Source organism: Ruegeria sp. CJ6, assembly GCF_056536665.1.
Window position 1 is genome coordinate 20,208 of sequence record NZ_JBQFQB010000003.1, and the last position, 25,099, is coordinate 45,306.

Here is a 25,099-nt window from a genome sequence, read left to right on the forward strand (position 1 = left end):
CCTAAACACATCAACCTGACATCAACCTGTCATGGGTGAAATTACTATTGGATCCCGATGAAATTCCTCTTGGTCGAAGACAATCTGGACCTCGCCAATGCCATAAGTTCGCGCATGCGACTGGACGGGCATGTGGTTGATCACGCAGAGAAAATAGAAGATGCTGTGGCCTTTGTTGAAATCGATGAGTATGACCTGATCCTGCTGGACATCATGCTTCCCGACGGGGACGGGCGGGATTTCCTCAAACGGCATCGCGCCAGCCATCTGGACACACCTGTCATCGTTCTGACCGCCCGCAGTCAAGTGTCGGATCGAATCGGCTCACTCGATCTTGGGGCGGACGATTATGTCACCAAGCCCTTCGACCATGCTGAACTTGAGGCGCGCTGCCGCGCAGTGCTGAGACGCAAATCCGGCAAGACCAAAACGACGATTGAAATTGGCGGCGTCGTCTTTGATCCGGTTGCGGGTCATTTGACGGTGGGCGACGACATCGTCTCGCTTCGCAACCGCGAACTGCGCTTGTTGGAACTGCTGATCAACGCCCCCGGTCAGGTGTTTTCTAAGCAGAAGCTGGCGGACCGGTTGTTCTCCTACGACGACAATGTTTCGGACAATGCCATCGAGGTGTATGTTGGACGACTGCGTAAGCATCTGGAAAAATCGGACCTCAGGATCACAACGTTGCGCGGTTTGGGCTACAGGCTGGATCATGGCAATTAATCCAAATGTTTCCGGATCACTGCGAAACCGTCTTGCGCTAACGCTAATCGGCGGTGCCGCGATTCTGGCCCTCGTGCTGTTCTTTGCTGTCCGCGACTATGCAGTTCAGGTTGCCCAGCAAGGTCAGGACAACATTCTGGGTGCCTCAGTCACCTCGATCCTCGACGCCGCGGCGCTGCGTGGAGGCGAGCTTGAAGTCGATATCCCCTATGCTGCCTTTTCCATGCTGAGCACGCCGTCGGACGACCGAGTGTTTTATGCGATTTTTCAGGATGGCGAGTTCTTGTCCGGCTACGAAGACCTGACCCCAACTCAAGGACCCGCTGATGGAAAATGGACCTTTCGCTTCGGTGAAGTGCGCGGTGAAAACGTTCGTCAGGTCAGTGCCAGCCGCACTCTGGTTGGGCTGGGAAATCAGACAGAAATCGAAGTGGCCTTGGGACAGACCCAAGATGCGCTGTCGGAGACGCTGGATCAAATCTCACGCAATGCTGGCCTTTTGGGATTGGGGTTCTTTGTACTTGCGGCTGTATTGTCCTTCTGGGTGAGTTCGGCCACCATTGGTCAGCTCGACAGATTAACGACATCCGTCACCCGTCGGGGACCGCAAGATCTCAGCCCATTCAAAAAACCAGTACCGCGTGAAATGGCGCCTTTGGTGTCATCGCTGAATTCGCTTATGGGACGCCTGGACCAGTCTCTCAGCCAATCCGAGGACTTTATCGCCGAGGCCGCCCATAGGGTCCGCACCCCGCTGGCAACGGTGAGGTCTTATGCCGAGGCGACGCTGCAACGGGTCGAGAGAGAAGACAACCGCGAGGCGTTAAGATCAATGATGCGCGCCATCGACGAAAGCTCTCGGGCTGCGGGGCAGCTACTGGATCACGCCATGATCACATTCCGCGCCGACCATCTGGAGCGCGAGGATATCGATCTGGTGACTCTGATCCGAGAGCTTGTCCAGCGCTTGACGCCCATCGCTGAAATGAAAGACCTTTCGCTTGCTTTGAGCGGCGATCCGCAGGTCATGTATTCGGGCGACCCCATCCTCATCCAAAATGCGGTGCGGAACATGGTAGACAATGCGCTTAAATATGCGCCAGCGGACAGTACCGTAGTCATCGATGTCGCAGGGTCACCCACAGCCCGGATCACGGTCAGTGACCAGGGGCCAGGCTTTCCGCCAGATGAAATCGAAACGCTCACAAGACGTTTCGAACGTGGTCAGAACGCGGCGGGAACCATCGGATCGGGCCTCGGGCTAACCATTGCCCAGGACGTCGCGGTCGCCCATGGCGGCACGCTGGTACTGTCAAACAAAGCGGAGGGCGGCGCATGCGTTATCTTGTCACTCTGATCCTGTGCCTGTTCGCCAGCGGCGCAGGGGCTCAGGATTGGGAAGACCGACAAATATTCAACGAAAGTGCCGACGGCCCCCGACTGCGGGTCATTTCCAGCACCGATACCGCCCTGTTTGCGCCGCTGATCGAGGATTTCGTCGCCCAGAATCCAGCGATATCGGTCGAATATCTGGTGACAGGCACGGCAGATATCGATCGACGCGTCCGAGCCACGCCAGAAGCGTTCGACGTGGTCGTTTCCAGCGCGATGGACCTGCAACTGAAGCTCGCGAATGACGGATATGCGCTGGCGCTTAACGATCTTCCGCACCCCCCTTGGGCGCAATGGCATCAAAGTCTGTTCGCCTTCACTTCGGAACCCGCAACCATCGTTGTCAATCGCACCGCGTTCGAAGGACAACCAATACCGCAAACACGGCAGGAACTGATCGAAGCGCTGCGCGCCCGCCCGGATGATTTTCGGGGCAAAGTCGGCACTTATGACGTGCGCCAGTCGGGATTGGGCTATTTGTTCGCCACGCAGGACGCCCGCGCCTCGGAAACCTATTGGCGCTTGATGGAGGTTTTGGGCGGCCTGGATGTGCGGCTGTATTGTTGTTCGGGCGACATGATTAACGACCTGGCGGATGGTACAATCGCGGTGGCCTACAACGTGCTTGGCAGTTATGCGGCGGTACGAACAGAAGGAAAGGATGCCCTTCAGATCATTCTGCCTTCCGATTTTCAGACGACGATGATGCGAACCGCCATGGTAACTGGCAAAAGCCGCTTGCCGGAGGAAGCGGAAACCTTTGTCCGGCACCTGACCACGCTGAATCCGGAATCAATGGCAGCACTGCCACTTCTGGACACGCAGGACTCCACGACCGAAAGCGCAGCGATAGCGCTGGACCCTGCGTTGTTGACGTTCCTCGATACGCTGAAGCGCAGAAAGTTCCTGTCTGCCTGGGAAAGTGCCGCTATTCAAAGATGATCGGACTTAGACAACAACCCTATCCGTCATCGCTGAACTTGTTGCTTAACACTGTTGACGCTGGAAGACACTAGCCAGCCTGGGTTACGTCGCACGAATCTATAGTCAGAAAAATGATCTCGGCTCAAAGTTTCTCGACGGCCACCTGCGCCCCCATGATGGCCTTGAGCCGCAGCCCCGCAGAATTTGCCCCGAGGAATTCGTGGAACGCACGCATCACGTCATCTTTCCACCAACCGCGCCTGTGATAATCGTCAAGCATGATTACGCCGCCTTCGATCATCTTGGGCAGCAAAGCATCCAGATCCGTTTTTACGCCCTCGTAGGAATGGTCGCCGTCCAAATAGGCAAACCCGATGCTTTGATCTTCAAACAGACTCAGCGCTGGTCGCGAATAGTCGCGAATGATCGAAATTTGCCCCTTGGCAATCTCGGTGCTGTATTTGCCCGTCACTGCCTCGTAAATTCGATCCATATCCTTTTGCGTGCGCGCTCCGGCGAGCGAAGCACCGCCATCCGGGTCTTGCTGTACTTGCCAGGGATCGATGAGGCACAGTTTCGAGGGCTGCAGCTCTTCCAGCAGAATCCGCGAAAACTCGCCCTTCCAAACGCCAATTTCAACGCTCAGCCGTCCATGCGGCATGGTCTTGAGCATTTCGCGCCGCAGGGAATCCTTCCGCTCGCGCTGCTCAGCTTGCTTCTTGCGGCGATCCTCAGCAGATACAGCTTCACCCATAGACGTCTTCTCCGGTAGAGGAATTTTGCAACGCTTCAACCAGATCAACCCAGTCCGGTCTGGCTCTCAATTCTTCGGCTTTCGACCTGTGCCACTCACATGCTTGGTGATGGAGGTCTGCCAATTGCGGATCTGCCATCATCTCAGATTTGATGTCGTGCATAGCCGGCATGTGTTCCAGAATTGAGCGATCCTCAACATCATTGTGGTTCATCATGAGCCAGTATTTGAGCCCTTGATCCTGCCCCACATGATTGGTGCGCCCACGGTCGCGCTTGACCAAAAAGCTATCAGTGCTGCGCACAGCATAATGATGAATGCGCGCGAATTCATGGCTGAAACCACGCCATGCTTTCCATTTCACTTGGTCTGCTGGGTACAGGTTCCCGCCCGAATCCCGCCACAACACGCCTTCGTATGGCGCGTCAGGGTTCGGTGCATCTTCTGGATTGATCCTGGGACGATGGGCGCGAAAACGGCTGAATTTTCCGTTGTTGCGGAACAGCGTTTTGAACCCTTTGGTCCGATGATGCGGATAGCCGTCTTCGGTGGCGGCCAGAAAGAAAGTCTCAGGTACAGGTCGATCAACGAAATCGTTCTGACCCGCATTTCCGAACATGCGCCAGCAGATCGAGATCGCGTCCGCCACGCCGCTGGCCTCAACGAGGCTTCTTATATCACTATTGGGCAAACGGATATTGATATACTCGTCCACATCCAAACTGAGAATCCAATCCGATGACAGATAGCTTGGGTGATTCCGCGCAAGCGAAAATGCACGAACCTGCGGCGCGGCGCGCGGACCCAGTCTGTTTCGCTCGTGGTGAGCCCAGCCAAGCACTTGCAGCCGTTCGCCCATGGCATCAGTACCATCAGCGCAATCATTGGTATAAATCAGAATGTCATCAAAACCGATTGCGTGGTTGTAGGCCACCCAATCGATCATGAAAGGCCCTTCGTTTTTCATCGTTGTTACGATGAGAAAGGTCTCATTCGTCATAAGTTGTTCTCTTGCCTGTGCCGGTGTCGGACTCCTGTTGATCTGTTTAGAATAGCCCCAGAATTTTGTCCAACCAGGTCGCCAGACAGCCGCAACGCTTGCCGATTATTTGATCTACCGATTCTGCGGGATCACCTCATAACCCGGTTCTTCTGGCTCGTCGTCCAGCATCTCGGTTGGGAACCCTGGCGCCTGGATCTCCAGTCCGGTCGCGTCCTCTAGCCGCCTGATGATGTTCGGGGACAGTTCACGCTCACCATATCGCGCGATGCCATCTTCGAAAATCTTAATCATCAATGGGTTTATCTCCAGAGGAACTCCGGCACGGTCGGCGACCTCCTGAAACAGACCGATATCTTTTTTCACCAGGTCCATGGTGAAGGAAATATCGCGCGAGCCGTTCAGGATGACCTGACTTTCGGTCTCGTGCACGAAGGATGTGCCTGACGATATCTTGATCGCCTCATAGGTGGTTCCAAGGTCCATACCGGCGGCCTTGGCTGTCACCAATGCCTCGGCGCAGGTGATCAGGTTGGCGGTAGCCAGATAATTGGTCAACACCTTCAGAACAGAGGCCGAGCCCAGATCGCCCGTGTGCAAAATGCGACGCCCCATGGTGGTCAGGAATGGCAGGATACGTTCAAAAGTCTCACGATCACAGCCTGCGAAGATCGAGATATTACCCGTCGCTGCCCGGTGACATCCGCCGGAAACCGGGCAATCCACTGCAGCCCCGCCTCGTTCGATGACCATTGCGCCAAGGCGTTTGACTTCGGCTTCATCGGTGGTCGACATTTCCATCCAGATTTTGCCAGGGCCGACCTCTGGCAACATTTCCTGCATCACCGCATCCGAGGCCGCAGGAGAAGGCAAACAGGTTATAACAGCATCGCAATTGCGCATCAGTTGCGCCGGGCTTTTGGCGGCTTTGGCACCCTTGGCGACGAATTCGGTCACCAGATCCGGGTTCAGGTCATGAACCGTCAGATCGATACCGTTTCGTAGCAGCGATCCAGATAGCTTGCCCCCTACATTCCCCAGCCCGATAAACCCTACTTTCATGCGCGGTATCCTCCTGTTCGCATCTTGCTGCCATGCCAGCACGTCGTTGCAGAAGTATCATGCCGCCCAGCGACCCCGACAGGTCGCTTTTTATCCGCTTTTTCACGGATCGGCGCGACTCGCTTGACAAGCAACCCTGCCCTGCCGCATGTCCCTTTCGTTGGTGTCTGCGAGAGCAGATGAAAAGGGAATGCGTCAGCGGTTTTTGCCGTCAAACGCAGCCGCCCCCGCGACCGTGACCGGAGAGGGTGCCCAAAGCCACTGGCAGTATGGCCGGGAAGGCGGGACATCCGACAGAGGCCTCCTCTGACATCCGCAAGCCGGGAGACCTGCCAACGCCCGAAGATGAAACCGGACGGGGTGTTCCGGTGTGGGGCTGTGATCGGCCCGCATGAAACCCCGTCCCCCACGAAGAGGATTTGGGGGGATGAGAGACATGACCGAGACCGCACCGGTCGAACTGCTGGTTTGCACTACCTGCCGTCGCGGGCTGCCTGTCGAGGATGACGCCCAGCGCCCCGGCACGTTGCTGCACAAGGCGCTTGAACAGGCGGGCCTGCCCGAAGGCATTACCTTGAAAGCTGTGGAATGCCTGTCGAATTGCGATGAAGGCTGCTCGATCGTGCTACGCGGAGGACCGGATCGCTGGACTTTCGTGTATGAGCATCTGAACGAGATCGACCATGTTGAAACCATCGTCGAAGGCGCAGCCAAATACCTCGCCACCGAGGACGGTTTGGTCAAATGGCGCGAACGTCCCGAACATTTCCGCAAAAACTGTGCGGCCCGCATTCCCCCGATTGGAGCCCTGAAATGAGCAATCTCGAGAAACTCCCCGTCACTGTGATCACCGGCTTTTTGGGCTCGGGCAAAACCACTTTGGTGCGACACCTGATGCAGAACCCGCAGGGCAAGCGTCTGGCGGTGGTCGTCAACGAATTCGGCGATGTCGGCGTCGATGGCGATATCCTGAAGTCCTGCGCCATTCCTGATTGCCCGGCGGAAAACATCATGGAACTGGCCAATGGTTGCATCTGCTGCACCGTGGCCGATGATTTCATCCCGACCATTGAAGCCCTGATGGCACTAGAGCCGCGCCCCGATCACATCCTGATCGAAACCTCCGGTCTTGCCCTGCCAAAACCGCTGCTGAAGGCGTTCGACTGGCCCGATATCCGCTCGAAAATCACCGTCGATGGCGTGATTGCTCTGGCCGATGCCGAGGCCGTGGCCGCTGGTCGGTTCGCTCCGAATGTCGAGGCGGTGGATGCGCAACGCATGGCAGATGACTCGATTGATCATGAAACTCCCTTGTCCGAGGTGTTCGAGGATCAGATTTCCTGCGCCGACATCATTCTGCTGACCAAGCCCGATCTGGCTGGCCCGGAAGGCGTTGCGAAAGCGAAAGAGATCATCGCCGCCGAAGCGCCCCGCCCCATGCCCGTGGTCGAAGTGGCCGAGGGTGCCGTGGACGTCCGCGTCGTGCTGGGTCTAGAAGCCGCGGCCGAGGATGACATGGACGCGCGTCCCAGCCATCACGACGGCCATCACGATCACGAGCATGACGATTTCGAAAGCATCATCGTTGAACTGCCCGAGCAAACCGATCCGATTGATCTGGTCGCCAAGATTGAACGATTGGCCAACGAGTTGAATATCCTGCGCGTCAAAGGCTATGCCGCCGTTCAGGGCAAGCCCATGCGCCTACTGGTTCAGGCCGTCGGTGCGCGCGTGCGTCACCAATATGACCGCCTGTGGGAGCCCGGCGAAGACCGTCGCTCGCGCCTTGTGGTCATTGCCGAGCATGACGATATCAAAGAGGCCGAGATCCGCGATATCCTCGTGGGTGTAACCGAGGCTGCCGAGTAAGACTTATGCACGTCGTCTTCCGCGAAAGCCATGGGCTCGAAGAAACCGAGACCCCGACCGATCTGGGTCAGAGCCCGGCGGACCTGGTGGTGCTGTCCTTTTCCGACAGTGACCTTGGCGCTTTCGCGGCGGGATGGCATCGTGGAGGTGGGCCTGAAGGACGCATGCCAACGATGCGGCTGGCCAATCTGACGGCGCTGAAGCATCCCCTCTCAGTCGACACATATGTCGAGCAGACACTGGAGGGCGCAAAGGGCATCCTGATCCGTCTGATCGGTGGAGTGCCCTATTGGGCGTACGGCTTGCAGCAGGTTCTGGCGCTGGCGCAGGCCAAAGGGATTGCACTGGCCGTACTGCCCGCAGACGGTCGCGAGGATACGCGGCTGGATGATTACTCTACCCTGCCTGTCTCGACCCTGCGGCGGCTGGCGCATCTGTGCGACACCGGCGGTGAGGTCGCGGCGCAGGCCGCTCTGGCGCAGATGGCACTGGCTGCGGGGTTGTATGCAGGTCCGGTCATGGGCGCCAAGACCATCCCCGAATGCGGTGCCTGGTGCCCAGATCACGGCGTGATCCCTGCAGAAAACGCTCTGCCCGGTGATGCGAAACGTATCATCGTAACCTTCTATCGTGCTTATCTGACCTCGGCGGACACAGCCCCAATCGCAGCGCTGATCCGCAGCTTGCGCGCGCGAGGTTTTGAGGCCGTCGGCCTGTTTGCCCCGTCGCTCAAAGCACCAAATGCCGCCGATTGGCTGCGCGAGACTATTGTAGCGCTGAAGCCTTCGGCAATCGTCAACGCCACCTCATTCTCAGGCAAGGGCGCATCAGGCACCTCACCTCTCGATGTGGCAGAGGTGCCGGTCTTTCAGGTGGCGCTGGCCACCTCACGCCGCAAAGCGTGGGCCGAAGCGGAACGTGGCCTTTCACCAGCTGATCTTGCCATGCATGTGGTCCTTCCGGAAGTGGACGGGCGGATCAACGCGGGCATCGTATCCTTCAAAGAGCCGGGCAAACGCGACCCGCATCTCGAATATTCCCGTTTCGCTCATCGGGCTGAACCGGAACGGATCGAAGCCATCATCAACCGCATCTCCGGCTGGCTGAACCTTCACGACAAACCCAAAGCGGAGCAGGTTCCGGCGCTGGTGCTATCGACCTATCCCGGCAAAGACTGGCAGATGGCCCATGCGGTGGGTCTGGATGCGCTGGCCTCGGCCGAGGCAATGTTGCTCGATCTGCAAGGCGAAGGGTATGACACCGCACCTGCCGAGCCGATTGCTGAAACTCTTCTTGATGCCCGGATTTCATGGCCGCTAGAGGATTATCAGGCGGCGCTGGCGGCGCTGCCGGAAACACTCCGCGCCGATCTCAATAAGGTTTGGGGCACTCCCGAAGACGACCCTGCTTTCACAAACGGCGCGTTCCATTTCACGGCACTGCGTCGTGGAAAAGCGCTGATCGCGCTGCAGCCCGAGCGCGGTACACCCGAACTGCGCGATGACGACTATCACGATCTGTCGCGCACACCGCGCCACGCCTACGTCGCCTTTTACTTATGGCTGCGCAAAGGATTGGTCGCGGATACGCTGATCCATATCGGCGCGCATGGCACGCTGGAATGGTTGCCGGGAAAATCAGTCGCCTTGTGCAACGAGTGTTGGCCCGAGGCGTTAATCGGCGATTTGCCGGTGATCTATCCCTTCATAGTCAACGACCCCGGCGAGGCCGCGCAGGCCAAGCGTCGGATCGGGGCGGTTACGTTGGGCCATATCCCACCCCCGATGAAGGAAAGCGGCACACCGGATCGCATGGTACGGCTGGAATCGCTGTTGGACGAGTTCTCGAACGCGGACGGGCTAGACCCCAAACGCCGTGATCGCCTGCAGGAAGATATCCGGGACGAGGCGCAGGCCATCGGGCTAGAAAGCGATCTTGGCCTCGATCAGGCCACCTGTACCGCCGAGGCGATCACGCGCATTGACCGATTTGTCTGCGACATCAAGGAAAGCCAGTTCGGTGATGGGCTGCATATCTTTGGGCGCGTCCCCGATGAGACGGGCAATTTCGACGCTGCCCCCTCAGCCCAAGCTGAACGCTCTGCCCTGATTGACGCTTTAGCGGGCAAACGGATCGAGGCCGGGCCGTCCGGATCCCCCTATCGCGGGCGTACGGATGTTTTGCCGACCGGGCGGAATCTATATACGACCGACCCACGCTCGGTTCCCACGCGCGCGGCCTACACACAAGGCGTCAAGCTCGCCGAAGAGCTGGTTCGGCGGCATCTGCAGGAAGAAGGCGACTACCCCAAGGGCTTGATCGTCGATCTATGGGGTTCGGCCACTATGCGCACAGCGGGCGAGGAATTCGCCATGGCGCTGCATCTGCTGGGGGTGAAGCCGGTTTGGGATAAAGGGTCTGAGCGGGTCTCGGGCATCGAAGTGTTGCCGATCACCGATCTCAGCCGCCCGCGTCTGGACGTAACACTGCGCGTCTCTGGCCTGTTCCGGGACGTGTTCCCGACGCTTTCAGCGCTTTACGGTCAGGCTGTCCGCGCGTTGACCAAACGAGATGAAGCACCCGACTGGAATCCTTACGCCGGTCAGGAGCCTGCGGCGCGGGTCTATGGGCCAGCCCCCGGCAGCTATGGTCTGAACATGACTCATCTGTCCGAAACCTATACGGATGAGGCACGCGTGCAAGCGGGTGAGGCTTGGCTTGATGCCAGTTCCTTCGCTTTGGAAGGTGAACACATCGCGCAGGATAAGGACGGTATCTCGCAACGCGTCGCCAACGCCGACAGCTTTGTGCACCTACAGGACCTGACCGAGACGGACTTGCTGCTGGCCAATGATTATGCCACGCACGAGGCCGGATTTGCTGCCGCCAAGAAAATCACCGGCGGTACTGCGCAGCTTTATCATCTGGACAATACCAACCCGGACAACCCGCGCGCCCGCACCCTGCCCGAGGAAATCAGCCGCGTCGTTCATGCCCGCGCCGCCAACCCGGGCTGGATTGCCGGAATGCAGCGGCACGGGTTTCGGGGTGCCGCTGAAATCGCGGCGACGCTGGATCATATGGCATCTTTCGCGCATCTGTCCGGCACAGTCACACCGCATCTGTTCGATCTGTACCACGACGCCACGCTGGGCAATGAAGAGGTCGACGCCTTCCTGCAACAGGCAAACCCGCGAGCACATCAGGCCATGCAGGATCGGTTCCGTGCACTGCTGGAGGCAGGGCTATGGCATACCCGCCGGAACTCGATCCGCGCCGACCTGGAGGGGTTGGGATGAGTGCGCCCATCGTGCAAGGCTGGTGCCCCGGTGCCCATCGCCCGATGATGTCCGGTGATGGGCTGGTCGTGCGTGTGCGCCCTCGGCTGGCGCGCCTGGATGCGCAACAGGCGCTGGGACTGTGCGAATTGGCGGAACGGTTCGGCAATGGTACCATCGACCTCACCAACCGCGCCAATCTTCAGCTGCGTGGAGTGAAGGAAACCGACCACCAATCCCTGTTGGCAGCGCTTTCCGCGCTGAATCTGCTGGACGCCGAACCCGGAATCGAAATTCGCCGCAACATTCTGGTCTCACCGCTCTATGAAGCCGGTGATCTGACCACCCGGCTGACACAGGAATTGATCCAGCGTCTGGCCGAGCTCCCGGATTTACCTGCCAAGTTCGGCTTTGCCATCGACACAGGTCCCGAGCGTTTATTGGCCGATGACTCGGCGGATATCCGGCTTGAACTCGGTTCGGGCAGCCTGATCCTGCGCGCGGACGGGGCCGAAACCGGACGAGTGGTGTCGGAAGCTCAAGCCATCGACCAAGTGATCGCGTTGGCGAAGTGGTTTGCGCAAACCCACACAACCGAGACCCGCCGCATGGCGCGGACCGTTGCCACATATGGTTTGCCCAACGAGTGGCAAGGCAGCGCGCCCGGCCCCATTGGCGTGCCTCTTCAACCGGGAGCCTGCGCGCGGGGGACACTCTATGGCGCTGCCTTTGGGCAGCTACCGGCGCGGCAACTCCATTTGCTGATCGAAAACAGCAACGCCACTGCCCTGCGGGTCACACCATGGCGGCTGTTCCTGTTGGAAGGCGGGGCGGCGATACCCGCCCTTGACTTTGTCACAGATGGCACCGACCCGCTGAGAACAACCGACGCCTGCCCCGGCGCGCCATACTGCCCGCAGGCGCAGGTCGAAACCCGCGGTGTGGCGCGCGCCCTGGCCGCGCGCGTTGCAGGCAGCCTGCATGTATCGGGCTGCGCCAAGGGATGCGCCCGAATGGGTCCGGCCGATGTCACTTTGGTTGGCAATTCCGGACGATTTGACCTTGTCAAACAAGGCCGTGCGGGGGATGAGCCCTGCCAACGCGGCCTGACCGAAGAAACACTCATGACCATGGACTTCACCTGATGCCCTATGAATACGAAACCGACGGCGCGGCGATCTACAAGCAGAGCTTTGCCACCATCCGATTCGAGGCTGATCTGGCCCGGTTCGATGCCGATGAAGAACAGGTCGCCGTTCGGATGATCCACGCCGCAGGGATGGTCGGGCTGGAAGAGTTCGTCCATTTCTCGGACGGTTTTGTCTCGGCAGCGCGTTCCGCGCTGGAAAATGGCGCGCCGATCCTGTGTGATGCCCGCATGGTCAGCGAAGGCGTCACCCGCTTTCGCCTGCCCGCTGACAACGAAGTGATCTGCACCCTGCATGACGAGCGTGTTCGACCTCTGGCTGCCGAAATGAGCAACACGCGCTCTGCCGCCGCGCTAGAGCTGTGGCGTCCGCATCTGGAAGGAGCACTGGTCGCGATCGGTAACGCCCCTACCGCGCTTTTCCACCTTCTGAACATGTTGGAAGATCCCGACTGCCCACGCCCCGCTGCCATTATCGGCTGCCCGGTGGGCTTCGTCGGAGCGGTCGAGTCCAAGGATGCCTTGTGGGAAGCGCAGCCAGTACCATCCTGTATCGTCAAAGGCCGTTTGGGAGGCAGTGCGATCACAGTTGCTGCCATCAATGCTATCGCGAGCCGCACGGAATGAGCGGGGGTAAAATATACGGCGTGGGCCTCGGCCCCGGCGATCCGGACCTGATGAGTGTCCGTGCGGACCGCCTGCTGCGCAATGCCCGCCATGTGGCGTTTTTTCGCAAACCTGGCCGCACAGGTCAGGCCCGCAAGATCGTCAATGGAATGATCCCCGGCGATGCCATCGAGTTTCCAATGGAGTACCCGGTAACCACCGAAATCCCGGTGACGGATCCAAGGTATAATGAACTCCTTTCGGTGTTTTACGAAGACTGTGCCGCACATCTGAAGTCGCTTACCGAAAATGGTGAGGATGTAGTGGTCCTGTGCGAAGGCGATCCGTTCTTCTATGGATCATTTATGCACCTTTACAATCGACTACGAGACATATCTGAAGTCGAAGTCGTACCTGCCATAACCGGGATGTCCGGCGCTTGGACCGCGACCGGTGACCCGATAACTTGGGGCGACGATGTCCTCACGGTTCTTGTTGGAACCTTGCCCGAGGATACGCTGACTGAACGCATGACCCAGACCGACGCGCTGGTTGTCATGAAGATCGGGCGGAACTTCGACAAGGTAAAGCGTGCGCTGAGACAGGCCGGGCTTTATGATCGCGCGTGGATCGTCGAATACGCTCAGATGCCGAACCAACGGGTCTGCAAACTGTCTGACAATTGCGAAGGGATCACGCCCTATTTCTCAATCATTCTGGTTCATGGACAGGGACGCCGACCATGAGCGGTTGGGTCAAGATCGCTGGCCTTGGGCCTGGAAACGAAGCACTGGTCACTCCCGAAGTCACTGCCGCGCTTGCAGAAGCGACAGACGTGGTTGGCTACATCCCTTATGTTGCTCGGGTGGCCGAGCGTGAGGGGTTGACCCTGCACGCCAGCGATAACCGGGTCGAGATCGACCGCTCTCAGCACGCTTTGCAAATGGCGGCCGACGGTAAACGCGTCGTTGTGGTTTCATCTGGCGATCCCGGCGTGTTTGCGATGGCCGCAGCGGTGTTTGAAGCGCTTGAAAACGGGCCGAATGACTGGCGCGACATACAGATCGAAGTGTTGCCAGGGATCACTGCGATGCTGGCGGCTTCGGCCCGTGCCGGGGCACCGTTAGGGCATGATTTCTGCGCCATCAACCTGAGCGACAACCTGAAGCCATGGCCACTGATCGAAAAGCGCCTGCGACTTGCCGCGCAGGGCGATTTCGCCATGGCGTTCTACAACCCTCGCTCGAAGTCTCGACCGGAAGGGTTTGAAAAAACGCTGGAAATCCTGCGGGAAGAATGTGAGCCGGAACGCCTGATCCTGTTTGCACGCGCTGTATCCCGCGAGAATGAGGCTTTGCGGATTTCAACTCTGGAAGAAGCCACGGCAGATATGGCGGACATGCAGACCGTCGTCATCGTCGGCTCGTCCCTGACCCGCATAGTCGAGCGCAACAGCGCCCCGATCGTCTACACCCCGAGATTCACGCTGGCCAAGGATTAAGTATGCGCCAGCCAGTCCAAGACCTGCGTGACATTTGCCAACTCGGTCCGCTTCGGCAGGGTCGGACGGTCTATCATCAGAACCGGCAAGCCCAGCGCCCTTGCGGCATCCAGTTTGGCCCGCGCGCCGGTGCCACCCGCATTCTTGGACACAATCAATTGCGTATGGTGACGTTCCATCAAGGCCCGGTCCTCTTCAACAGAAAACGGGCCCCGCGAAACGATCACATCGCTTTTCGGAAGCGGCAATGCGTCCGGATCGTCTACAAGCCGCAAAAGATAGTGATGCTGAGGTTGGGCTGCGAAGTCATGAAGATGCATGCGGCCAACTGCCAGGAAGACGCGGCGGGCTGGACCAGCCAAAGCTTCAACCGCAGCTTCAATATCCGGTACGTGCTGCCAGTTATCTCCGTCTTGCGCGACCCAGGCAGGCCGGGTCAGAGCGGCCAAGGGCGTTGCAGCCCTCGCACAGGCATCCACCGCATTTCGGCTCATCTGTGCCGCAAAGGGATGAGTCGCATCGACAACATGGCTGACGCCGTGCTCGTGAATGTACCGCGCCAGTCCCGCTGCACCACCAAACCCGCCCACGCGCATCGGCACGGGTTGCGAGCGCGGGTTATCGACACGTCCAGCGTAGGAATATGTAGCGGGAATGCCTTGATCGGCAACCGATTTTGCCAGAGCATTCGCCTCGGTCGTGCCACCAAGAATCAGGAGGTTGGGCATGTCTGAAACTCCGTGGTTGACCGTTCTGGGTTTGGGCGAAGATGGACTGGATGGCCTGTCCCCTGCAAGCCGTCAAGTGCTGGACCGCGCTGAGATTGTCATGGGTCCGACACGCCACCTGTCGTTGATCCCAGACAGCGCGGCGGAACGGATTGAATGGCCGGTCCCATTTGCCGATGGCCTGCCAATTCTGACCGCATTGCGCGGTCGGCAAACCGTTGTGCTGGCCTCGGGTGATCCGTTCTGGTTCGGGGCTGGGTCCGTTATCGCGCGTAATTTCGAAACGAACGAATGGATTGCCCTACCCGGCCAGTCGACCTTTTCGCTTGCTGCTGCGCGGCTTGGTTGGCCGCTTGAAAACACGTTGACCTTCGGGCTACATGCCGCGCCTCTGACGCGCCTTCGCCCTCACTTGGCACCCGGCCTGCGCGCGATTCTCTTGCTGCGCGACGGCAAAGCCGTAGCCGAGCTTGCGACCTATCTGGGCGAAACCGATTTTGCCGATTGCACTCTGCACGTCATGGAAGCGCTCGGTGGCCCCCGTGAACGCGCGCGCAGCGTGTCGCTGACCGAGGCGTTGCTTGGAACCTTCGAACATCCGGTTTGTGTCGGTCTTGATGTCGCGGGTACTGGGCGTGCCTTTCCCAAAGCCTCGGGAAAGCCCGATGACATCTTTGAAACCGACGGCCAGATCACCAAGCGCCCCATTCGCGCGCTAACCCTGTCGGCGCTTGCCCCTCATCGGGGTGAGCATCTGTGGGATATCGGTGGTGGCACCGGTTCGATCAGCATCGAGTGGCTGATGTGCGATCCGACGCTAACTGCAACGACTATCGAGCCGCGTGCTGATCGGGCCGAACGCATTCGCCGCAATGCCAATACGTTAGGGCAGGATCGGTTGTGCGTTGTGCACGGTTCTGCACCAGAGTCGTTGGCTGATCTTGACCGACCCGATGTGGTGTTCATCGGTGGCGGTCTGAGTGCGGATCTGCTGAACTGGCTACACGCTAATCTTCAGGCCGGCACGCGGCTGATCGCCAATGCGGTGACACTCGAAAGCGAAGCGCTGCTAGCTGAATGGCACGACAAGCTGGGCGGAGACCTGCTGCGTATCGAACTTGCGCAGGCAGCTGCGCTTGGACCACGGCGAGGCTGGAAATCTGCCTACCCAGTGGTGCAGTGGAGCCTCACGTTATGATCGTCGCGGGGTTAGGTTTCTCATCCTCTGCTACGCTGGCCAGTCTTCGTGCCGCTTTCGAGCTTGCCTCGACAGGAAAAACTGTCGAGGCCCTTGCGACCGTTGCGGACAAGGACGGACACGCCGCACTTGCCGCGCTTGCAGAAGCAACTGAGCTGCCGATACATTTCATTCCGGCAAATGATCTTGCCGAACAACGCACACTTACTTGCTCAACCCGCAGTCGCGCCACATATGGCACCGGCAGCGTGGCCGAAGCATCCGCTCTTGCTGCCGCCGGACATGGCGCGCGGCTGATTTCACCCAGACAAATCTCGCACGACCGGCTTGCAACCTGCGCCGTCGCCATCGGAGGACAGACATGACCGTTCATTTCATCGGCGCCGGACCGGGCGCCGCCGACCTGCTGACCCTGCGCGGGCGCGATATCATCGCCTCCTGCCCGGTGTGCCTCTATGCGGGTTCATTGGTACCCGAGGAGATTCTGGGCCACTGCCCCAAAGGCGCGAAGATCGTAAACACCGCACCCATGGATCTGGATCAGATCATGGCCGAAATCGAAGCAGCGCATAAAGCTGGACAGGACGTGGCGCGGCTGCATTCCGGGGACCTCTCGGTCTGGTCGGCGATGGGTGAGCAAATCAGACGTCTGAAAGAGATGGGTGTCCCGGTCAGCGTCACGCCCGGTGTACCCTCGTTTGCGGCTGCGGCTGCAGCGCTCGGGACCGAGCTGACACTGCCCGGTCTGGCGCAATCAGTGGTCTTGACCCGCACGCCCGGGCGTGCGTCTTCGATGCCGGAAGGCGAGACACTGAAAAACTTCGCTAAATCAGGTGCGACTTTGGCTATCCACCTTTCGATCGGAAATCTGGATAACGTCATCGCCGACCTGACACCTGCCTATGGGGCAGACTGCCCGGTCGCCGTGGTCTACCGCGCTAGTTGGCCAGATGAGAAGATCATCCGCGCAACGCTTGCCACGTTGAAGGAGGCGCTGGACAACAGCATCTCGCGCACCGCACTGATCATGGTTGGTCCGGCGCTTGCAGGTGAAGGGTTTGACGAAAGCTGTCTGTATTCCAAGACATATGACCGCCGCTATCGCCCTCAAAGCGCCGACAGTCCGTGGTCGAGCTGGAGCCATGGTGATGACTAACCCCCCCGGAATACTGATTTCCGCTCCGTCATCGGGTACAGGCAAGACCACTGTCATGCTGGGATTGCTCCGGGCTTTGGCCGAGGACGGATTGACCGTGCAGCCGTTCAAAAGCGGGCCGGACTACATCGACCCGGCTTTTCACCGGGCTGCGGCAGGCCGTGCCTCGTTCAATCTGGATAGCTGGGCGATGGGGGAGCCGCTGCTAAGCGCGATCTCTGAGCAGGCGACGGGCGCGGATATTGTGGTGGCCGAAGGCTCAATGGGTTTGTTTGATGGCGTCGCCAAACCCGGAGAGCTGGGGCATGGGTCGAGCGCTGAAACGGCGCTACGCATGGGATGGCCGGTCGTTCTGGTCCTGGATGTCGGAGGACAGGCGCAATCGGCGGCGGCGACCGCGCTTGGCTTTCGGATATATAACCCCGATCTACCTTTTGCCGGGGTGATCCTGAACCGCTGTGCCAGCCCAAGACATGAGCGGCTGACGCGGCTGGGCATGGAAAGGGCTGGATTGCCGGTTCTGGGCGTTCTTCCGCGCCGAGGTGATCTGACTCTGCCCGAAAGACATCTAGGCCTGATCCAGGCGGTTGAGCATCCGGATCTGGAAACGGCAATCGCCGGATATGCCGCATTCCTGCGTGAAAATGTCGATCTGGATGCGATCAAACGGGCGGCCTCCTCAGGCCCTGCTGGACCATCGTCAGCCGCGTTGCCGCGACCCCCGGCGCAGCGGATCGCACTGGCCCGTGATGCAGCGTTTTCATTTACTTACCCGCATCTGCTGGAAGGGTGGCGCAGCGCCGGTGCAGAAATACTGCCCTTTTCGCCACTGGCAAACGAAGCGCCAACTGCAGACGCTGAACTGGTCTGGCTACCGGGGGGCTATCCCGAGCTGCACGCAGGAACACTGGCGGCAGCAGATACCTTCTTGACGGGGCTGCGTAAACACGCGGAAACGCGGCCCGTGCATGGTGAATGCGGGGGGTACATGGCATTGGGGGAAGTTCTGGTCGACAAGGAAGGCGCCCCACATCAGATGGCAGGGTTGTTGGGTCTGCAAACCTCATACCAAAAGCGCAAATTCAACCTTGGCTATCGCAGGGCTGAGCTTTTGGCGTCGATGCCGGGCTTTGCCAAGGGTACAGCCTTGCGCGGACATGAGTTCCACTATTCCTCGATCATCGAACAACCTGACGCTCCTCTCGCGCGAGTCTTCGATGCCGAGGGGGCCGAAGGCCCTCAGACAGGATCGCGACGTGGCAATGTCACTGGCACATTTTTCCATCTTATTGCAGAGGCCTCGGCATGACCGGTTTTGTCTCTTTCATTGGCTCCGGTCCGGGTGATCCGGAGCTACTAACGCTCAAGGCCGTAGACCGGATGCAGAAAGCCGATGCAGTGCTGTTTGATGATCTCAGCAGCGGCCCGATCCTGACCCACGTGCGTGACGATGCTGATCTGGTTGGTGTTGGCAAACGCGCCGGTCGCCCTTCGCCCAAGCAGGATCACGTCAGCCGATTGTTGGTGGAGTATGCGCAGACCGGTCAGCAGGTGGTACGCCTGAAATCCGGTGATGGAGGATTGTTCGGTCGACTGGAAGAAGAACTGGTCGCGTTGCAGGCAGCCGGCATCAAATATGAGATCATTCCCGGCATCCCCTCTGCCGTCGCGGCGGCAGCTGCCGCTGGTATTCCTCTGACCCGACGCCTGACTGCACGTCGTGTTCAATTCGTCACCGGGCATGACGTAAGTGGCAAATTGCCGACCGATCTGAACCTTCCTGCCCTGGCTGACGCTACCGCGACAACGGTCGTATTTATGGGCAAGCGCACTTTTCCCTTGCTGGTCGAAGCCCTGAGCGCGCATGGCTTGCCTTTGGACACGCCTGCATTGATGGCCGAATCTGTTTCAACTCCCGAGCAATCCTTGCATCGCTCCACAATCGGAGACCTGTCCGACAAGCTGCGATCCGAGGTCGGAACCGCCCCGGCCCTGATCCTGTATGGCCCGCTGGCAGAGTTCGAAGATGTTTGAACTGATCCTGATCGGAATCGGAACGGGTAATCCCAACCACCTGACCTTTCAGGGGGCGAAGGCGATCAGATCAGCGGACCTGATCCTGATTCCACGAAAAGGAGAGAACAAAGCCGATCTGGCCGGTTTGCGCGAAGACATCATCACGCAGGTCACCGACAAACCTGCACGGATCGCCTATTTCGACGTTCCCAAACGCGGGGCAGATGACGGTTATCTCCAAGGCGTCGACGAATGGCACGACGCAATTGCCCTGCGCTGGCACGAGGCGATTTCAGCCTACCCGGACGCGCAGAAGGTGGCGTTGCTGATCTGGGGTGATCCGTCGCTGTATGACAGTTCGCTAAGAATTGCAGCGCGGCTGGACCCGCAACCGCGAGTCCAGGTTATGCCGGGAATCACAGCGTTACAGGCGTTGACTGCAGCCCATGCGATCCCGATCAATGATCTGGGCGCGCCCTATGTCGTGACCACAGGCCGTCGCATCCGCGATGATGGATGGCCTGAAACGGCGTCGAAAGTGGCCGTAATGCTGGATGGCGAATGCTCGTTCCAGAGCCTGAAGATGACCGATTATGACATCTGGTGGGGGGCATATGTGGGCATGAAAGAAGAGATTCTGATCAAAGGCCCATTGGCGGATGTGGCGCAAGACATTCTGGATACCCGCGCGCAGGCCCGTTCTGATCACGGCTGGATCATGGATATCTATCTGCTGAAGAAACGTGCGGCCTGACGCGCGCACAGGATTGTGAGCCCCGTTTCAGCGCTTTTCTGTCATCAATTCCCCAGTCAACAGGAAGGGAAAGAACATGAGGGCGCTTTGGGCTGCGATCTGCCTGCTGGCGATGCCTGCTTGGGCCGACGGCATCGAACCTCTTACTGGATGGGCGGTTTACTCCAGCGGAAAAAGCTATGAGACCCTCGTGGATGACACAAAGGCCGCGGTAAAGGAAAACGGCCTGATCGTTGTGACACAGGCCGGGCCGACCAAAGCGGCGGCCTCGCGCGGTATCACCATTCCGGGCAACCGGGTGATTGGCGCATTCAACAACGATTACGCGGTTCGTGTTCTTGAAACCTCGACCAACGCGATGATCGAAGCGCCCATCCGCTTCTACGTAACCGAGAACGAGGACGGCACTGCAACCCTTTCTTACAAGACACCAAGCTTCGTCTTTGCCCCTTACGCAGACGAGGGCGGAGACGCTCTGCGCGAGATTGCCATAGAATTGGACGCAAAGTTTCAGGCCGTAGCGGAAAACGCCGTCAAATAGTCACACTGACGTGAACCTGCTTGCGTCCGGACGCGTCCTCCGCAATCTGCTGACAGATAACTTTGTCGGAGCTTGATTAATGCAGGACCTGTCTCCCCGCGCTGCGGATTTGTTGGCACAACGCCTTTTCGAGGCCGGATGCCGCCATGCGTTCGGAATGCCCGGCGGCGAGGTTCTGACATTGGTGGATGCGCTGGAACGCGCGGGCATTGCTTTCCACCTTGCAAAACACGAAAACTCAGCAGGTTTCATGGCCGAAGCGGTCCACCATCGCGATGGTGCACCTGCAATCCTCGTGGCCACACTCGGACCCGGAGCGATGAACGGGATCAATGTTGTCGCCAACGCCCTGCAGGATCGGGTGCCGATGATCGTGCTGACCGGATGTGTCGACGCGGATGAGGCGTTGACCTACACCCATCAGGTGATGGATCACGCGCAAGTCTATCGCTCGATCACCAAAGGCAGCTTCATGCTGACGGCCGACGGGGCCGATATCATCGCCGACAAGGCGGTATCGCTTGCCAACCAAGCGCGCCCCGGCCCGGTACACATCGATGTGCCTATCTCGGTGGCCGATACGCGCGTATCAGGGGTTAAACGTCGTCGACTGGCAAAAGTTGCTCCTGTCGCGCCTGGCGCGGAATGTCTGGAAAAGGCCCGCCGCTGGGTGGCCGAGGCTGAGCGACCTTTGGCGATCATCGGTCTTGATGTTCTTTACGACGACTCGCGCTGTGTGGTGCGAGCATTTCTAGAGCATTTCAACATTCCCTTTCTCACCACCTACAAGGCCAAGGGGGTGGTGCCCGAGGATCATCCACTCTGCCTGGGCGGGGCGGGTTTGTCTCCGCTGGCCGATAAGCACCTAGTCCCGCTGGTGGAACAGGCTGATCTGGTACTGTGTTTGGGATATGACCCTATCGAGATGCGCCCCGGCTGGCGCGAGATATGGAACCCAGAAACCAAGCGCGTGATCGACATATCAGCCGTGGTGAACGATCATTACATGCATCAGGCTGGGCTAAATCTGGTCGCCGACACCGGCGCAACGCTTGAGGCCATTGCCAAGGGCAACCCTGCCGGCAAGACTTGGTCGAATGGTGAGCCTGAACAGGTCAAGGCTGCGCTGGCGAATGCTTTTCCGATAGATGAAGACTGGGGACCGGCGGCGATCATCGCAGAAACTCGTGCCGTTCTGCCACCCGAGACCCTCGCCACGGCCGACAGCGGCGCGCATCGCATTCTGCTCAGTCAGATGTGGGAGTGTTCGGAGGCACGAGGGTTGATCCAGTCCTCGGCGCTCTGCACCATGGGGTGTGCCGTTCCGATGGCGATCGGTCTGAAATTGGCCGAACCGGATCGCCCCGTGATCAGCTTTTCTGGCGATGCCGGCTTTCTGATGGTTGCCGGAGAGCTGTCGACTGCCGCCGAATTGGGTGGCAACCCAATTTTTCTGGTCTTTGTCGATGCCAGCCTTGCGCTGATCGAACTGAAACAGCGCCAGCGCCAGATGGGCAATCGCGGAGTGGACTTTGACCGCCATGACTTTGCGGCTTTAGGCCGCGCATTCGGCGGTTATGGTCACACAGTTCGTAGCCGCGACGATTTGCGGGCTGCATTGGATCAGGCGTTGATAGCAGACAAGTTCACTGTCATTGCTGCGGAAATTGACCGTGGAGGATATGATGGCCGCATCTGAAGGACCGCTGAAAGGCGTCAAGGTACTGGACCTGTCTCGCATTCTGGCAGGACCCACTTGTACGCAGTTGTTGGGCGACCTTGGCGCTACCGTCATCAAAGTCGAAAACCCGGCGACCGGTGGTGATGATACGCGGCAATGGGGCCCTCCTTACGCCGAGGATGCGGATGGCAACCGCTCAGACCTGAGCGCATATTTCATGTCCTCCAACCGCAACAAGAAATCGGTCGCCTTGGATATCGCAACACCCGAAGGACAGGCAGAAGTCCGACGCCTAGCCTCGCACGCTGATATACTGATCGAGAATTTCAAGCCCGGTGGACTGGCGAAATACGGGCTCGACTACGCAACCTTGTCCAATGAGTTTCCCGACCTCGTCTATTGTTCAATCTCAGGCTACGGGCAGACAGGCCCAAACTCATCGAAGCCCGGATATGATCTAATGGCGCAAGGATATGGCGGGATCATGTCTCTGACCGGAGACGCCGACGGCGCGCCGATGAAAGTAGGCGTCGGAATTGCTGACGTGATGTGTGGTATGTATGCCTGCGTTGGTATTCTGGCTGCGCTGCGTCATCGCGACATGACTGGCGAGGGTCAGCAGATCGATCTGGCGCTGGTGGATGCACAGATCGCTTGGCTGATCAATGAAGGCGTGAATTATCTGACCTCGGGCGAAGTGCCTCAACGGCGCGGCAACGGGCATCCCAATATTGTGCCTTACGAGGTCTATCAGACGGCGGATGGGCACGTGATTCTGGCCGTTGGAAATGACAGTCAGTTCAAAAGATTTTGCAGCTTCATCGAAAAGCCAGAGCTTGCCGACGATCCCCGATTTGCCACCAACCCGGCCCGTCTTGAAAATAGGGATGCGCTGAATGCGATCCTGCGCCCGGCAGTTCAGGCGCTGGATACAGGCAGCGTCATCGCGGGGCTTGAAGAGCTGAAAGTCCCTGTTGGCCCGGTGCGGACGCTCGATCAGGTTTTTGCCTCGGATCAGGTCGCAGCCCGCCAGATGCAGATCTCGATGCAAGCTGAGCCTGGCGAGGTGCAACTGATCGGGAATCCCCTGAACCTGTCACGCACGCCTGTAACATATCGCAGCGCACCACCAGTCTGTGGGGCTGACACACAGGCTGTTCTGAACGCGGAAAACCCCTTCGAAGATTGAAACACTCTGCCCGTTTAGGCGGCAAGTTGCTGAAACATGCCCTTGAATCGGCGGTTTTTTTCGCGTTTCTCACACACGGGATTTCACCAATTCGAGAGCAGGGTCGATACTGTTACGACCCGGCTGCACACTCTGTTACATCGAACAGTGTAGAACGTCGCAATCAGATTGGACCCGAGTATGAAACAAGACGTCTTTGGACAGATGAACACCCTGAACCAGCCCGCAAGCGTCGAGGCATGGGATGGTGTTCTCCTTGGGTTCATGGCGCATGCCGCTGTAACACCGCAACATCTGGGCAAGGTGCTGGAGCTTGAGCCGGACTTTGCGCTGGGCCATGCGGTCAAAGGGTTGTTCATGGTTCTGCTGGGCCGGCGCGAGATGATCGCGGTCGCTGCCGAAGCGCAGAGTGCCGCGAATGCAGCGATGGAGCGTCAGCCAGTTTCAGCCCGGGAAAGGCTATATGTCGAGGCGCTTGGTTTGTATATGGCCGACCTTCCATCACAGGCCGTTCAGAAATTTGAAGAGATTCTGCGAGCGCACCCAACTGATACTCTGGCCATGAAGCTCAGCCATGCGACGCGTTTCGTTCTGGGCGATGCGGCGGGGATGCGTCGGTCGATCGAACGGGTGATGCCAGCGTATGAACCCGACCACGCCGGACGTGGATACTTGCTGGGATGCCACTCGTTCGCGCTGGAGGAAACCGGCGCCTACGAGAAAGCCGAAATCGCCGGTCGTCAGGCCCTATGGATGGTTTCGGACGACGCCTGGGGATTGCACGCTGTAGCGCACGTGCACGAGATGACGGGAAACGCGCAGCTGGGACTGGACTGGCTCGCGGGACGTGAGGACGCTTGGGCGCATTGCAACAATTTCCGCTATCATGTCTGGTGGCACAAGGCGCTGATGCATCTGGATTTGGGGCAAGTCGATCAAGTTATGGCGCTTTACGATCATCACATCCGCCAGGACAAAACCGACGACTATCGCGATATCTCGAATGCAACCTCGCTGCTGTCCCGGCTAGAGCTTGAGGGCGTTGATGTTGGCAACCGCTGGGAAGAACTGGCCGATCTCAGCGCAGCCCGAACCGAAGACGGATGCTTGATCTTCGCCGATCTTCACTACTTGCTGGCATTGACCGGGGACAATCGTTCGGAGGCTACAGCAAATATGCTGCAGCGTATTCAAAATGACGCCCAGCGCAATCAGGGTGACACGCCGATCCGCATGTCCGACCCGGGCATTGCCGCCGCCAAGGGGCTTGAGGCCTTTGGAGAAGGCCTTTACGGCCAAGCCTTTGATTTTCTTTCAAATGCCCGGGGTGGGATGCAACTGGCGGGTGGCAGCCACGCCCAACGTGATGTATTCGAGCGCATCACCATTGATTCCGGCCTGCGCGCTGGCCGTCTGGATGCTGTCGAGCGCATCCTGGACGACCGCCGCGCCAAACGTGCCGGGGGAGAGGACAATTACGCCCTCGCCCGCCGAGAATTGATCGAGGCCGCACGCGACAGCGGCGACGCACAAAGCGTCCCCGCCGAATAACAACAATAAAAGACCAAGAAGGACAG

Annotated in this window: 24 protein-coding genes and 1 riboswitch; of the genes, 20 read left to right on the forward strand and 4 right to left on the reverse strand. The window is 59.0% G+C overall.

What is annotated here, in order from left to right:
- Positions 1–57: 57 nt before the first annotated feature.
- Genes ACR0BT_RS09760 through ACR0BT_RS09770 form a run of 3 tightly spaced genes read left to right on the forward strand, consistent with a single transcriptional unit; the run spans position 58 to position 3,060 of the window.
- The gene (locus ACR0BT_RS09760; protein ID WP_170420955.1) at positions 58–726 is read left to right on the forward strand and encodes a response regulator transcription factor; all 669 of its coding nucleotides are present in this window, start codon (positions 58–60) and stop codon (positions 724–726) included.
- Entirely contained in the window at positions 716–2,083 is a 1,368-nt protein-coding gene (locus tag ACR0BT_RS09765) for a sensor histidine kinase (protein ID WP_170563588.1), read from the forward strand. Before ACR0BT_RS09760 ends, ACR0BT_RS09765 begins: the two co-directional genes overlap by 11 nt.
- Positions 2,062–3,060 (forward strand): ABC transporter substrate-binding protein, encoded by a 999-nt coding sequence (locus ACR0BT_RS09770; protein WP_170464927.1) that lies wholly within the window; start codon positions 2,062–2,064, stop codon positions 3,058–3,060. Before ACR0BT_RS09765 ends, ACR0BT_RS09770 begins: the two co-directional genes overlap by 22 nt.
- A gap of 124 nt (positions 3,061–3,184) precedes the next feature.
- Here the strand turns inward: ACR0BT_RS09770 and ACR0BT_RS09775 are convergent, their stop codons facing one another.
- The 3 genes from ACR0BT_RS09775 to ACR0BT_RS09785 form a co-directional block, all read right to left on the reverse strand.
- Positions 3,185–3,796 carry a class I SAM-dependent methyltransferase gene (locus tag ACR0BT_RS09775; protein ID WP_170420951.1) on the reverse strand — a complete coding sequence of 204 codons (612 nt, stop codon included), beginning with the start codon at positions 3,794–3,796 and terminating at the stop codon, positions 3,185–3,187.
- Positions 3,789–4,796 (reverse strand): glycosyltransferase family 2 protein, encoded by a 1,008-nt coding sequence (locus tag ACR0BT_RS09780; RefSeq protein ID WP_255611700.1) that lies wholly within the window; start codon positions 4,794–4,796, stop codon positions 3,789–3,791. The genes ACR0BT_RS09775 and ACR0BT_RS09780 overlap by 8 nt, the downstream gene beginning before the upstream one ends.
- A gap of 114 nt (positions 4,797–4,910) precedes the next feature.
- Positions 4,911–5,897 carry an NAD(P)-dependent oxidoreductase gene (locus ACR0BT_RS09785; RefSeq protein WP_370644452.1) on the reverse strand — a complete coding sequence of 329 codons (987 nt, stop codon included), beginning with the start codon at positions 5,895–5,897 and terminating at the stop codon, positions 4,911–4,913.
- A 105-nt stretch (positions 5,898–6,002) separates the two neighbouring features.
- Positions 6,003–6,209, forward strand: a riboswitch (cobalamin riboswitch).
- Positions 6,210–6,294: 85 nt separating this feature from the next.
- Between ACR0BT_RS09785 and ACR0BT_RS09790 the strand changes: the two genes are divergently transcribed.
- From ACR0BT_RS09790 to cobJ, 7 genes are read left to right on the forward strand one after another with little or no spacing between them, the layout of a single operon-like run.
- Positions 6,295–6,675: a DUF1636 family protein gene (locus ACR0BT_RS09790; protein ID WP_170391837.1), complete on the forward strand. Its 381-nt coding sequence runs from the start codon at positions 6,295–6,297 to the stop codon at positions 6,673–6,675.
- Complete coding sequence (gene cobW / locus ACR0BT_RS09795; protein ID WP_170391839.1) at positions 6,672–7,727, forward strand: cobalamin biosynthesis protein CobW; 1,056 nt, start codon at positions 6,672–6,674, stop codon at positions 7,725–7,727. Before ACR0BT_RS09790 ends, cobW begins: the two co-directional genes overlap by 4 nt.
- Positions 7,728–7,732: 5 nt before the next feature.
- Entirely contained in the window at positions 7,733–11,026 is a 3,294-nt protein-coding gene (gene cobN, locus ACR0BT_RS09800) for a cobaltochelatase subunit CobN (RefSeq protein WP_480763049.1), read from the forward strand.
- Complete coding sequence (gene cobG / locus ACR0BT_RS09805; protein ID WP_480763050.1) at positions 11,023–12,150, forward strand: precorrin-3B synthase; 1,128 nt, start codon at positions 11,023–11,025, stop codon at positions 12,148–12,150. The genes cobN and cobG overlap by 4 nt, the downstream gene beginning before the upstream one ends.
- Entirely contained in the window at positions 12,150–12,779 is a 630-nt protein-coding gene (locus ACR0BT_RS09810) for a precorrin-8X methylmutase (RefSeq protein WP_480562337.1), read from the forward strand. The genes cobG and ACR0BT_RS09810 overlap by 1 nt, the downstream gene beginning before the upstream one ends.
- Positions 12,776–13,504: a precorrin-2 C(20)-methyltransferase gene (locus tag ACR0BT_RS09815; RefSeq protein ID WP_170420941.1), complete on the forward strand. Its 729-nt coding sequence runs from the start codon at positions 12,776–12,778 to the stop codon at positions 13,502–13,504. The genes ACR0BT_RS09810 and ACR0BT_RS09815 overlap by 4 nt, the downstream gene beginning before the upstream one ends.
- Positions 13,501–14,259 (forward strand): precorrin-3B C(17)-methyltransferase, encoded by a 759-nt coding sequence (gene cobJ, locus ACR0BT_RS09820; RefSeq protein WP_223116738.1) that lies wholly within the window; start codon positions 13,501–13,503, stop codon positions 14,257–14,259. Before ACR0BT_RS09815 ends, cobJ begins: the two co-directional genes overlap by 4 nt.
- Here cobJ and ACR0BT_RS09825 read toward each other — a convergent pair.
- On the reverse strand, positions 14,256–14,987 hold the full coding sequence (locus ACR0BT_RS09825) for a cobalt-precorrin-6A reductase (RefSeq protein WP_170401244.1): 732 nt from the start codon (positions 14,985–14,987) through the stop codon (positions 14,256–14,258). The two genes, cobJ and ACR0BT_RS09825, sit on opposite strands and share 4 nt — an antisense overlap.
- Here ACR0BT_RS09825 and cbiE point away from each other — a divergent pair.
- The 10 genes from cbiE to ACR0BT_RS09875 all read left to right on the forward strand — a co-directional run bounded on the left by cbiE (position 14,986) and on the right by ACR0BT_RS09875 (position 25,073).
- The gene (gene cbiE / locus ACR0BT_RS09830) at positions 14,986–16,185 is read left to right on the forward strand and encodes a precorrin-6y C5,15-methyltransferase (decarboxylating) subunit CbiE (RefSeq protein ID WP_480706634.1); all 1,200 of its coding nucleotides are present in this window, start codon (positions 14,986–14,988) and stop codon (positions 16,183–16,185) included. The two genes, ACR0BT_RS09825 and cbiE, sit on opposite strands and share 2 nt — an antisense overlap.
- Positions 16,182–16,550, forward strand: a complete 369-nt coding sequence (locus ACR0BT_RS09835; protein ID WP_170563610.1) for a cobalamin biosynthesis protein — start codon at positions 16,182–16,184, stop codon at positions 16,548–16,550. The genes cbiE and ACR0BT_RS09835 overlap by 4 nt, the downstream gene beginning before the upstream one ends.
- The gene (gene cobM / locus ACR0BT_RS09840) at positions 16,547–17,341 is read left to right on the forward strand and encodes a precorrin-4 C(11)-methyltransferase (RefSeq protein ID WP_170563614.1); all 795 of its coding nucleotides are present in this window, start codon (positions 16,547–16,549) and stop codon (positions 17,339–17,341) included. Before ACR0BT_RS09835 ends, cobM begins: the two co-directional genes overlap by 4 nt.
- Entirely contained in the window at positions 17,328–18,650 is a 1,323-nt protein-coding gene (locus ACR0BT_RS09845) for a cobyrinic acid a,c-diamide synthase CobB (protein WP_480763238.1), read from the forward strand. The genes cobM and ACR0BT_RS09845 overlap by 14 nt, the downstream gene beginning before the upstream one ends.
- Complete coding sequence (gene cobA / locus ACR0BT_RS09850) at positions 18,647–19,375, forward strand: uroporphyrinogen-III C-methyltransferase (protein WP_480763051.1); 729 nt, start codon at positions 18,647–18,649, stop codon at positions 19,373–19,375. The genes ACR0BT_RS09845 and cobA overlap by 4 nt, the downstream gene beginning before the upstream one ends.
- The gene (cobF, locus tag ACR0BT_RS09855; protein ID WP_480763052.1) at positions 19,368–20,111 is read left to right on the forward strand and encodes a precorrin-6A synthase (deacetylating); all 744 of its coding nucleotides are present in this window, start codon (positions 19,368–19,370) and stop codon (positions 20,109–20,111) included. The genes cobA and cobF overlap by 8 nt, the downstream gene beginning before the upstream one ends.
- Positions 20,112–20,187: 76 nt before the next feature.
- A complete protein-coding gene (locus ACR0BT_RS09860) occupies positions 20,188–20,652 on the forward strand; it encodes a DUF302 domain-containing protein (RefSeq protein ID WP_170401258.1) in 465 nt (154 codons plus the stop codon).
- Positions 20,653–20,731: 79 nt separating this feature from the next.
- Positions 20,732–22,351: a thiamine pyrophosphate-binding protein gene (locus ACR0BT_RS09865; protein ID WP_480763053.1), complete on the forward strand. Its 1,620-nt coding sequence runs from the start codon at positions 20,732–20,734 to the stop codon at positions 22,349–22,351.
- A complete protein-coding gene (locus tag ACR0BT_RS09870; protein WP_480763054.1) occupies positions 22,338–23,522 on the forward strand; it encodes a CaiB/BaiF CoA transferase family protein in 1,185 nt (394 codons plus the stop codon). The genes ACR0BT_RS09865 and ACR0BT_RS09870 overlap by 14 nt, the downstream gene beginning before the upstream one ends.
- Before the next feature lie 180 nt (positions 23,523–23,702).
- Positions 23,703–25,073 carry a tetratricopeptide repeat protein gene (locus tag ACR0BT_RS09875; protein ID WP_480763055.1) on the forward strand — a complete coding sequence of 457 codons (1,371 nt, stop codon included), beginning with the start codon at positions 23,703–23,705 and terminating at the stop codon, positions 25,071–25,073.
- The last annotated feature ends 26 nt before the right edge of the window (positions 25,074–25,099 follow it).

Bases quoted from the DNA above. Each gene is read 5' to 3' on its own strand.
- ACR0BT_RS09760 (WP_170420955.1), top strand. From the start codon at position 58: ATGAAATTCCTCTTGGTCGAAGACAATCTGGACCTCGCCAATGCCATA.
- ACR0BT_RS09765 (WP_170563588.1), top strand. From the start codon at position 716: ATGGCAATTAATCCAAATGTTTCCGGATCACTGCGAAACCGTCTTGCG.
- ACR0BT_RS09770 (WP_170464927.1), top strand. From the start codon at position 2,062: ATGCGTTATCTTGTCACTCTGATCCTGTGCCTGTTCGCCAGCGGCGCA.
- ACR0BT_RS09775 (WP_170420951.1), bottom strand. From the start codon at position 3,796: ATGGGTGAAGCTGTATCTGCTGAGGATCGCCGCAAGAAGCAAGCTGAG.
- ACR0BT_RS09780 (WP_255611700.1), bottom strand. From the start codon at position 4,796: ATGACGAATGAGACCTTTCTCATCGTAACAACGATGAAAAACGAAGGG.
- ACR0BT_RS09790 (WP_170391837.1), top strand. From the start codon at position 6,295: ATGACCGAGACCGCACCGGTCGAACTGCTGGTTTGCACTACCTGCCGT.
- cobW (WP_170391839.1), top strand. From the start codon at position 6,672: ATGAGCAATCTCGAGAAACTCCCCGTCACTGTGATCACCGGCTTTTTG.
- cobN (WP_480763049.1), top strand. From the start codon at position 7,733: ATGCACGTCGTCTTCCGCGAAAGCCATGGGCTCGAAGAAACCGAGACC.
- cobG (WP_480763050.1), top strand. From the start codon at position 11,023: ATGAGTGCGCCCATCGTGCAAGGCTGGTGCCCCGGTGCCCATCGCCCG.
- ACR0BT_RS09810 (WP_480562337.1), top strand. From the start codon at position 12,150: ATGCCCTATGAATACGAAACCGACGGCGCGGCGATCTACAAGCAGAGC.
- ACR0BT_RS09815 (WP_170420941.1), top strand. From the start codon at position 12,776: ATGAGCGGGGGTAAAATATACGGCGTGGGCCTCGGCCCCGGCGATCCG.
- cobJ (WP_223116738.1), top strand. From the start codon at position 13,501: ATGAGCGGTTGGGTCAAGATCGCTGGCCTTGGGCCTGGAAACGAAGCA.
- cbiE (WP_480706634.1), top strand. From the start codon at position 14,986: ATGTCTGAAACTCCGTGGTTGACCGTTCTGGGTTTGGGCGAAGATGGA.
- ACR0BT_RS09825 (WP_170401244.1), bottom strand. From the start codon at position 14,987: ATGCCCAACCTCCTGATTCTTGGTGGCACGACCGAGGCGAATGCTCTG.
- ACR0BT_RS09835 (WP_170563610.1), top strand. From the start codon at position 16,182: ATGATCGTCGCGGGGTTAGGTTTCTCATCCTCTGCTACGCTGGCCAGT.
- cobM (WP_170563614.1), top strand. From the start codon at position 16,547: ATGACCGTTCATTTCATCGGCGCCGGACCGGGCGCCGCCGACCTGCTG.
- ACR0BT_RS09845 (WP_480763238.1), top strand. From the start codon at position 17,328: ATGGTGATGACTAACCCCCCCGGAATACTGATTTCCGCTCCGTCATCG.
- cobA (WP_480763051.1), top strand. From the start codon at position 18,647: ATGACCGGTTTTGTCTCTTTCATTGGCTCCGGTCCGGGTGATCCGGAG.
- cobF (WP_480763052.1), top strand. From the start codon at position 19,368: ATGTTTGAACTGATCCTGATCGGAATCGGAACGGGTAATCCCAACCAC.
- ACR0BT_RS09860 (WP_170401258.1), top strand. From the start codon at position 20,188: ATGAGGGCGCTTTGGGCTGCGATCTGCCTGCTGGCGATGCCTGCTTGG.
- ACR0BT_RS09865 (WP_480763053.1), top strand. From the start codon at position 20,732: ATGCAGGACCTGTCTCCCCGCGCTGCGGATTTGTTGGCACAACGCCTT.
- ACR0BT_RS09870 (WP_480763054.1), top strand. From the start codon at position 22,338: ATGGCCGCATCTGAAGGACCGCTGAAAGGCGTCAAGGTACTGGACCTG.
- ACR0BT_RS09875 (WP_480763055.1), top strand. From the start codon at position 23,703: ATGAAACAAGACGTCTTTGGACAGATGAACACCCTGAACCAGCCCGCA.